This is a genomic window from uncultured Mycobacterium sp., assembly GCF_964249325.1.
Taxonomy (GTDB): Bacteria; Actinomycetota; Actinomycetes; order Mycobacteriales; family Mycobacteriaceae; genus Mycobacterium.
Genome location: NZ_CAXUCH010000217.1, coordinates 1 through 7,222, shown reverse-complemented (window position 1 = coordinate 7,222; position 7,222 = coordinate 1). Strand labels below are relative to the sequence as shown.

Genomic DNA, 7,222 nt, shown 5'->3' with positions numbered 1-7,222 from the left:
GCCTGCGCCGATGGTTCGGCTCCTCCTCGGGCCGATTCAGCCCGCATCGTCGCCGAACTACACTCGGCGGTGATGTCCCAAACCCACGATGACGCCACCGACCTGACCGCCGCTATCCGCGCGGCGCTGGCCAAGGTGATCGATCCCGAATTGCGGCGCCCCATCACCGAACTCGGGATGGTCAAAAGTGTCGACGTCGGGCCGGATCGTTCGGTGCACGTCGAGATCTACCTGACGACCGCTGCCTGCCCGAAGAAAACCGAAATCAGTGAGCGTGTCGCCCACGCCGTCGCTGACGTTCCCGGCACCGGCGCAGTGAAAGTCAGCCTCGATGTGATGAGCGACGAGCAGCGCACCGAGCTGCGCAAGCAATTGCGCGGGGACGCCCGGGAACCGGTGATCCCGTTCGCCCAGCCAGGCTCACTGACCAGGGTATATGCGGTCGCGTCCGGAAAAGGCGGCGTGGGCAAATCCACCGTGACAGTCAACCTGGCCGCCGCGATGGCCGCACGCGGGTTATCAGTCGGAGTGCTCGACGCCGATATCCACGGTCATTCCATTCCGCGGATGATGGGCACCACCGATCGGCCTACCCAGGTCGAGTCAATGATTCTGCCGCCGATCGCGCATGACGTCAGGGTGATCTCCATCGCGATGTTCACCCAGGGCAACGCCCCGGTGGCGTGGCGTGGCCCGATGCTGCACCGAGCATTGCAGCAGTTCCTGGCCGACGTGTACTGGGGCGATTTGGATGTGCTGCTGCTCGACCTGCCACCAGGAACCGGCGACGTCGCCATCTCGGTGGCGCAGTTGATTCCGAACGCCGAAATTCTGGTCGTCACCACACCGCAGCTGGCCGCTGCCGAGGTGGCCGAGCGGGCCGGCAGCATTGCGCTGCAGACCCGCCAGCGCGTCGTGGGTGTGGTGGAGAACATGTCGTGGCTGGTGTTGCCCGACGGCTCCAAACTGCAGGTGTTCGGCGAGGGCGGCGGCCCGAAGGTCGCCGAGCGACTTTCTCGCGCCGTCGGCGCCGACGTGCCGCTGCTGGGGCAGATTCCCCTGGATCCGGCGCTGGTCGCCGCCGGCGACTCGGGCGTGCCGATCGTGCTCAGCTCGCCTGACTCAGCGGTGGGCAAAGAACTGCGCAGCGTCGCGGACGCCTTGTCTAGCCGGCGCCGCGGTCTGGCCGGTATGTCACTGGGACTCGACCCGACTCGGCACTAGAGGGTTCAGGTCGCGTCACTGTCGAACGGGGTAGACCGTTCCACACTGAAATCCGATAGCCGCGGTGACGGGGGCGCGGTGGGCGGCGTCGGCTCCCGCGGCACGCCGTCCTGTTTGCTCAACGGCCGATCGAAAACGGTGAAGACCGTGTCATCGCCGTCGAGCAGGTGTTTGGTTAACGCTGCGCGCGGCGTCATACCGCGGAGTTTCTGCAATTCGCTCAGCGGCTCACGCAAATCGTCGAACTCCGGTCCGATGTCCTGGCGCAGCTGGTCGCTCATGTCGCTGAGGTAGTCCCGCGCCTGACGCAGTGCGTTGGCCGTCCAGCGGATCGCGCCGGGAAGCCGCTCCGGCCCAAGGATCACCAGCCCGACCACCACCAGGACGAGCATTTCCCCCCAGCCGACGTTGGCGAACACCTAACTGGTATCCGGGCCGGGTTTGACGGTGAGGGTGACGTGCCGACCGTCGCGGACCACCTCGATCGGCGCATCTTGGCCGATCGTCAGCTGGCGCACGGCGACGACGAATTCGTCGGCATCGGCGACGCTGCGGTTGCCCACCTTGACCACGACATCGTTTTCCAGGATGCCGCCCTTTTCAGCGGGGCTGCCCGCCTTCACGTTGGCCACCTGGGCGCCCTTTGCGATCGCGTTGCTCACTGAGCGGGCACTCACCCCCAGCGTCGGGTGCATGATCTTGCCGTCCCGAATCAAGGCCTGCGCGACCACCTTGGTCTCGTTGACCGGGATCGCGAACCCCAGCCCGCTGGCGCTGTCTGACAGCGACTTGCCGGCGGTATTGATGCCGATCACTTGGGAGTCCATATCGATCAGCGGGCCACCGGAGTTGCCGTGGTTGATCGAAGCGTCGGTCTGCACGGCGTCGATCACGGTGTCGGTGTCCGAGCCTTCACCGGACAACGGAACCGGGCGGTGTACGGCGCTGACGATCCCGTGGGTGACGGTGCTGCGCAGGCCCAGCGGCGCGCCCGCGGCCAGCACCTCATCGCCGACGCGCACCTTGTCCGAATCGCCGAGGCGGGCCACCGTCAGATTGTTGACGTTGTCCACCTTGAGCACGGCCAGGTCGGTTTTGGGGTCACGGCCGACCAGATTGGCCGGCACTTCCTTGCCGTCGTTGAACACCACCGTCGTCTTGTACTGGCTTGGATTGTTCGCCGCGTCGGATATGACGTGGTTGTTCGTGACGATGTAGCCGCGGCCGTCGATGACGACACCGGAGCCTTGGGTGCCCTCCTGGTCGCTGACCGACTGCACGGTCACGACCGAGTCGGCGGTCGAGGCGGCCACCTTGGCGAACCGGCCGGCTGGCTCTTGGGCGTTGCCGTTGGTGGATAGCGTCACCCTGGAGGTGGTGAACGCCTCGGCCACCTCGGCTGTCTTACGGCCGACCCATCCGCCGAGCAGCCCGATCAGCAGCGCAACCACGCCCAGGACGATCAGCGCCCGGTAGGACACCCTTCCGCCGAACAGCACATCGCGCACACCGAGCTTGTCGCCGTAACTAAACCGGGCCTGGGGAGCCGGTGGCGCCAACGCCGGCGTGCCCAACGCGGCGGCCGCTGCGGGGTCGCGCCAGGGATCTTCGGCTTGGTCCGCTGAGTCTTTGCCCTTATCGCCATCGAGTGCGCCGGCATCGGCCGGGTGCCGCTGCAGCGACTCGGCCGCGGCAAACGGCCGGCCGAAGGCTTCGGCCAGCACCGGGTCGGCCGGCTGGTCATGCGGGACGAACTCGGATTGGTTCCGATACTTCTGCGGGCGCACCCCTTCTGCCACGAATGAACCCTGCACTCCGGCGGGGCGGCCGAACGCCTGGCGCGACGCCGGATCGACCGGCGGCCGGGAAATCGGGCGCGGCGCCAGCCGATGGGCGCCGTGGTAGTCCTGATCGGGGCTCACGTCAACCTCTTCTAGGCGCTCGAGAGAACGCGCGTGTCGGCACGTGCACGGCGTTGCGCGCTGGCTTGTCCACCCTACTGGCGTTTGCGCCGGTCATGCCCGCCGCCGTCAGCCAGCTGGTCGGACAGGTCGGGTGGTGCGGCATCGGCAGGCCAGGCAGCATTGTCCAGCCGCGAATATGGGATCTGCGACAGCATTCCGAGCAGTGTGCTGGGGATTTGGATCGGACGGGAGTCTCGCAGTGCGGCGCGCGCACGGCTTTGATCCTCGACTTCGGCGGCGCACTGCGGACACAGCGACAGGTGATGCGCGGCGCGCAGGTGCGCATTCATCCGCAATTCGCCGTCGACAAACGCCGCGATGGCCTCGGTGGACAGGTGTTCGGTGGAGCCGAACTGACGCGGCGCGCCCACCGGCGCGTCGTTTTGGGAGGCGAACTGCGAGGGCAGCCAGGAGAACGCTCGGCGGAACACCTGTCCCCGATCGGCCATCACCGGCTCCTCTCGACGTTGCATTGAGCTGCGCGGCACTACTTTGAATGTAGCGCGCGACCTTCTGCAGGACATCCGTGAAAAGCCGATGAACCGCCGGCTCGGACTACGCCGACTTTTCGGCGGCGTCCGGTGTTGCGCGCCCGTCATGCTCGGGATGGGCCGCCAGGTAGTCGCGCAGTGCCTGGCGACCCCGGTGGATGCGGCTACGCACGGTGCCAAGTTTGACGCCGAGAGTGGCGCCGATCTCCTCGTAGGACAGACCTTCGATGTCACACAACACCACGGCGGCACGAAACTCTGGAGGCAGCGAATCCAGCGCGGACTGCAGGTCAGGCGTGAGCCGGGCGTCGTGGTACACCTGCTCGGGGTTGGGTTCGTCGGCGGGCACCCGGTCGTAATCCTCGGGCAACGCCTCCATGCGGATGCGGCCGCGGCGACGCACCATGTCCAAAAACAGATTCGTGGTAATGCGGTGTAGCCAACCTTCGAACGTGCCGGGCTGATAGTTCTGCACCGAGCGGAAGACGCGGATAAAGGTCTCCTGGGTAAGGTCTTCCGCGTCGTGCTGGTTGCCGGATAGCCGGTAGGCCAGCCGGTACACCCGGTCGGCATGCTGGCGCACCAGCTCGTCCCACGACGGCATCGTCGCCTTGTCTCCGGTCGCGTCGAAAACGGCGGTGCCGTATGGCTGGTCGGACACTTCCACCCATTCGGCATCGCGATACCGCTCGGGATGCGACATGCTCGCCGGGCTGATCAACGTGGTGATGATGAAATCCTCCGGATTGAGACCGCCATCAAGCGTCGGCAGTTCGTCATCGCGCGCAACGCTAGGGGGTTCGGGCATATTCCCGAACCAGGGTTCCCGGCGTTCCATGCAGATACCGTCGCGTATCGGGGTGTGGCAGGTATATGAGCAGACTGAGCTTTCACTGAGAAACGACGCCGTTCACCTGCCGTACTGCGGTTATTCGCAGCGGTGTGACGTTGAACACTTATCGCAGCCCGGGCGTGTCGCCGCGATGGCGCCGGGCGCGCCTGCCCAAGAGCGACCACGATTGCACCTACGCTGCGGGCATGGCCAGTATCAATCACACTTCCGGCCAGGCACCCGCGGCAAGCCGGGCCGAATCGCTATTGGCGCACGCCGAGAGCTCGATCTCCGAGGATGTGATCCTGGCGGCGGCCCGCGACCGCGCGGGGGAAATCGGGGCCAGTGCCGTGACACCGGCGGTCGGTGCGCTGCTGAGCCTGCTAGCCAAGCTCAGCGGCGGGAAGAGCGTGGTGGAGGTGGGCACCGGTGCCGGGGTCAGCGGGCTCTGGCTGCTGTCGGGCATGCGCGATGACGGCGTCCTGACCACTATCGACATCGAGCCGGAATACCAGCGGATCGCCAAACAGGCCTTCGCTGAAGCCGGCGTCGCGCCGTCGCGCACACGGCTGATCAGCGGGCGTGCCCAAGAAGTACTCACCCGGCTTGCCGACGAGTCCTACGACCTGGTGTTCATCGACGCCGATCCTCTCGACCAGCCGGATTACGTTGTCGAGGGCGTTCGGCTGCTCCGCTCGGGCGGTGTTGTCGTGATGCACCGGGCAGCGCTGGGCGGCCGGGCGAACGACCCAGCCGCACATGACGCGGAGGTGGCGGCGGTGCGCGACGCGGCGCGGCTCATCGCCGAAAACGAACGCCTCACCCCCGCATTGGTACCGCTCGGCGACGGACTGCTGGCCGCCGTGTGCGACTGACCTTTTACGGATTCCTGACGGCTACCACCCTTGACCAACGGCTGAACACACGTTTAGTCTACTGAACATGCGTTCAGCCGATCTGACTGCCGCCGCTCGGATCCGCGATGCAGCCATCGAGCAGTTCGGCGAGCATGGCTTCGACGTCGGTCTGCGCAGGATCGCCGAAGCGGCTGGCGTAAGCGCCGCGCTGGTCATTCACCACTTCGGCTCCAAGGAGGGCCTGCGTAAAGCCTGCGATGAGTACGTCGCTGATGAGATCCGCAGCGAGAAGTCCGAGGCGATGCGATCCAACGATCCCGCCACCTGGTTTGCCCAGATGGCTGAGATCGAGTCCTACGCGCCACTCATGAGCTACTTGGTGCGCAGCATGCAGTCCGGCGGTGAGCTGGCAAAAACGCTGTGGCGCAGGATGCTTGACAACGCCGAAGAGTACCTCGACGAAGGCGTGCGGTCCGGCACGCTCAGGCCCAGCCGCGACCCCAAGTCCAGAGCCAAGTATCTGGCCATCACCGGCGGCGGCGGTTTCCTCTTGTATCTGCAGATGCACGAAACACCTACCGATCTGCGGGCAGTGCTGCGCGACTACGCACGCGACATGGTGCTGCCCGCCCTCGAGGTCTACTCCGAAGGCCTGATGGCGGACCGGACCATGTACGACGCATTCCTTGCCCAAGCCGAAGCCCAAGTCGACCAAGGAGATTTCAATGCCGAATGACAATCACCAGGCTGCTATCGAGATGCGTGGACTGACTAAGAGTTTCGGCGCAGTCCGGGCACTGGACGGGTTGGACCTCACAGTGCGGGAAGGTGAGGTGCATGGCTTCCTCGGCCCCAACGGGGCCGGCAAGTCGACGACCATCCGCATCCTGCTCGGTGTCGTGAAAGCCGACGCAGGCACAGCCCGCCTACTGGGCGGCGATCCATGGACTGACGCGGTGGAACTACATCGCCAGATCGCCTATGTGCCAGGCGATGTGACTTTGTGGCCGAATCTCACCGGCGGCGAGACCATCGACTTGCTGGCCCGCATGCGCGGCGGCATCGACGAGCAGCGGCGGGCGGAATTGATCGAACGGTTCGACCTCGACCCGCGCAAGAAGGCCCGCACATATTCGAAGGGCAATCGACAGAAGGTCTCGCTGATATCCGCGTTTTCCTCGCAGGCACGACTACTGCTGCTGGATGAGCCCAGCAGTGGCCTAGACCCCTTGATGGAACACGTCTTTCAACAGTGCGTGCGCGAGGCGCGAGATCGAGGCGTGACCATACTGCTGTCAAGCCACATCCTGGCCGAAACCGAGGCGGTCTGCGAACGAGTGACCATCATCCGGGCGGGCAGGACCGTCGAGAGCGGTTCCCTGGACGACATGCGCCATCTCAGCCGCACCTCAATTAAGGCCGAAATGATCGGCGATCCAGGTGATCTCACGCGAATCAAAGGTGTCGAAAACGTCAGCATCGAGGGCAAAACCGTGCGCGCCCACGTCGATAGCGAAAGCCTCGGCGAGCTGATCCGGGTTCTCGGCGACGCCGGTGTGCGCAGCTTGGTCAGCCAGCCGCCGAGCCTGGAGGAGCTCTTCATGCGCCACTACGGCGTCGACGGACAACGGGACCACAGCAGGCAGGAGGTATCAGCATGAGCACCGCAACACTCGACCGGCCGCACCGGCCTGCTCATCACGCGCCCCGACCCCGCGGATCGAACTTCTCCGGAACGTTCGGCCTACTGCGGCTGTACCTGCGCCGCGATCGCATCGTGCTGTTTTTTTTTGTTATGGTGATGTCGGTGATGTTGTCTATGTTCTTCGTCGGCAGCATCGAGAAGGTGTATCC

The 7,222-nt window shown here is 65.4% G+C and carries 8 protein-coding genes and 1 pseudogene; 5 read left to right on the top strand and 4 right to left on the bottom strand.

The annotated features are described in order from the left end of the window. The first annotated feature begins 45 nt into the window (after nucleotides 1–45). Complete coding sequence (locus ACFE99_RS20400) at nucleotides 46–1,224, top strand: Mrp/NBP35 family ATP-binding protein (protein WP_375488230.1); 1,179 nt, start codon at nucleotides 46–48, stop codon at nucleotides 1,222–1,224. A gap of 5 nt (nucleotides 1,225–1,229) precedes the next feature. Here ACFE99_RS20400 and tatB read toward each other — a convergent pair whose 3' ends face one another. The 4 genes from tatB to sigE all read right to left on the bottom strand — a co-directional run bounded on the left by tatB (nucleotide 1,230) and on the right by sigE (nucleotide 4,517). Next, nucleotides 1,230–1,643 carry a Sec-independent protein translocase protein TatB gene (gene tatB / locus ACFE99_RS20395; RefSeq protein ID WP_375488229.1) on the bottom strand — a complete coding sequence of 138 codons (414 nt, stop codon included), beginning with the start codon at nucleotides 1,641–1,643 and terminating at the stop codon, nucleotides 1,230–1,232. Beyond that, nucleotides 1,644–3,146: a S1C family serine protease gene (locus tag ACFE99_RS20390; RefSeq protein ID WP_375488228.1), complete on the bottom strand. Its 1,503-nt coding sequence runs from the start codon at nucleotides 3,144–3,146 to the stop codon at nucleotides 1,644–1,646. A gap of 74 nt (nucleotides 3,147–3,220) precedes the next feature. Then, nucleotides 3,221–3,637, bottom strand: a complete 417-nt coding sequence (gene rseA / locus ACFE99_RS20385) for an anti-sigma E factor RseA (RefSeq protein ID WP_375488227.1) — start codon at nucleotides 3,635–3,637, stop codon at nucleotides 3,221–3,223. Nucleotides 3,638–3,743: 106 nt separating this feature from the next. After that, nucleotides 3,744–4,517 carry an RNA polymerase sigma factor SigE gene (gene sigE / locus ACFE99_RS20380; protein ID WP_375488226.1) on the bottom strand — a complete coding sequence of 258 codons (774 nt, stop codon included), beginning with the start codon at nucleotides 4,515–4,517 and terminating at the stop codon, nucleotides 3,744–3,746. Between the two features lie 200 nt (nucleotides 4,518–4,717). Here sigE and ACFE99_RS20375 point away from each other — a divergent pair, with 200 nt between their 5' ends. The 4 genes and pseudogenes from ACFE99_RS20375 to ACFE99_RS20360 all read left to right on the top strand — a co-directional run. Beyond that, nucleotides 4,718–5,386, top strand: coding sequence for an O-methyltransferase (locus ACFE99_RS20375; protein ID WP_375488225.1), 669 nt, complete (start codon nucleotides 4,718–4,720; stop codon nucleotides 5,384–5,386). Nucleotides 5,387–5,453: 67 nt separating this feature from the next. Beyond that, the gene (locus tag ACFE99_RS20370) at nucleotides 5,454–6,104 is read left to right on the top strand and encodes a TetR family transcriptional regulator (RefSeq protein WP_375488224.1); all 651 of its coding nucleotides are present in this window, start codon (nucleotides 5,454–5,456) and stop codon (nucleotides 6,102–6,104) included. After that, nucleotides 6,094–7,029, top strand: coding sequence for an ATP-binding cassette domain-containing protein (locus ACFE99_RS20365; protein ID WP_375488223.1), 936 nt, complete (start codon nucleotides 6,094–6,096; stop codon nucleotides 7,027–7,029). The genes ACFE99_RS20370 and ACFE99_RS20365 overlap by 11 nt, the downstream gene beginning before the upstream one ends. Then, nucleotides 7,026–7,222, top strand: a pseudogene (locus ACFE99_RS20360) (ABC transporter permease); the annotation flags it as partial. The gene ACFE99_RS20365 and the pseudogene ACFE99_RS20360, both read left to right, overlap by 4 nt.

Excerpts from the sequence above, each read along its gene's own strand:
- rseA (WP_375488227.1), bottom strand. The coding sequence starts at position 3,637 with ATGGCCGATCGGGGACAGGTGTTCCGCCGAGCGTTCTCCTGGCTGCCC.
- ACFE99_RS20375 (WP_375488225.1), top strand. The coding sequence starts at position 4,718 with ATGGCCAGTATCAATCACACTTCCGGCCAGGCACCCGCGGCAAGCCGG.
- ACFE99_RS20365 (WP_375488223.1), top strand. The coding sequence starts at position 6,094 with ATGCCGAATGACAATCACCAGGCTGCTATCGAGATGCGTGGACTGACT.
- sigE (WP_375488226.1), bottom strand. The coding sequence starts at position 4,517 with ATGGAACGCCGGGAACCCTGGTTCGGGAATATGCCCGAACCCCCTAGC.
- ACFE99_RS20370 (WP_375488224.1), top strand. The coding sequence starts at position 5,454 with ATGCGTTCAGCCGATCTGACTGCCGCCGCTCGGATCCGCGATGCAGCC.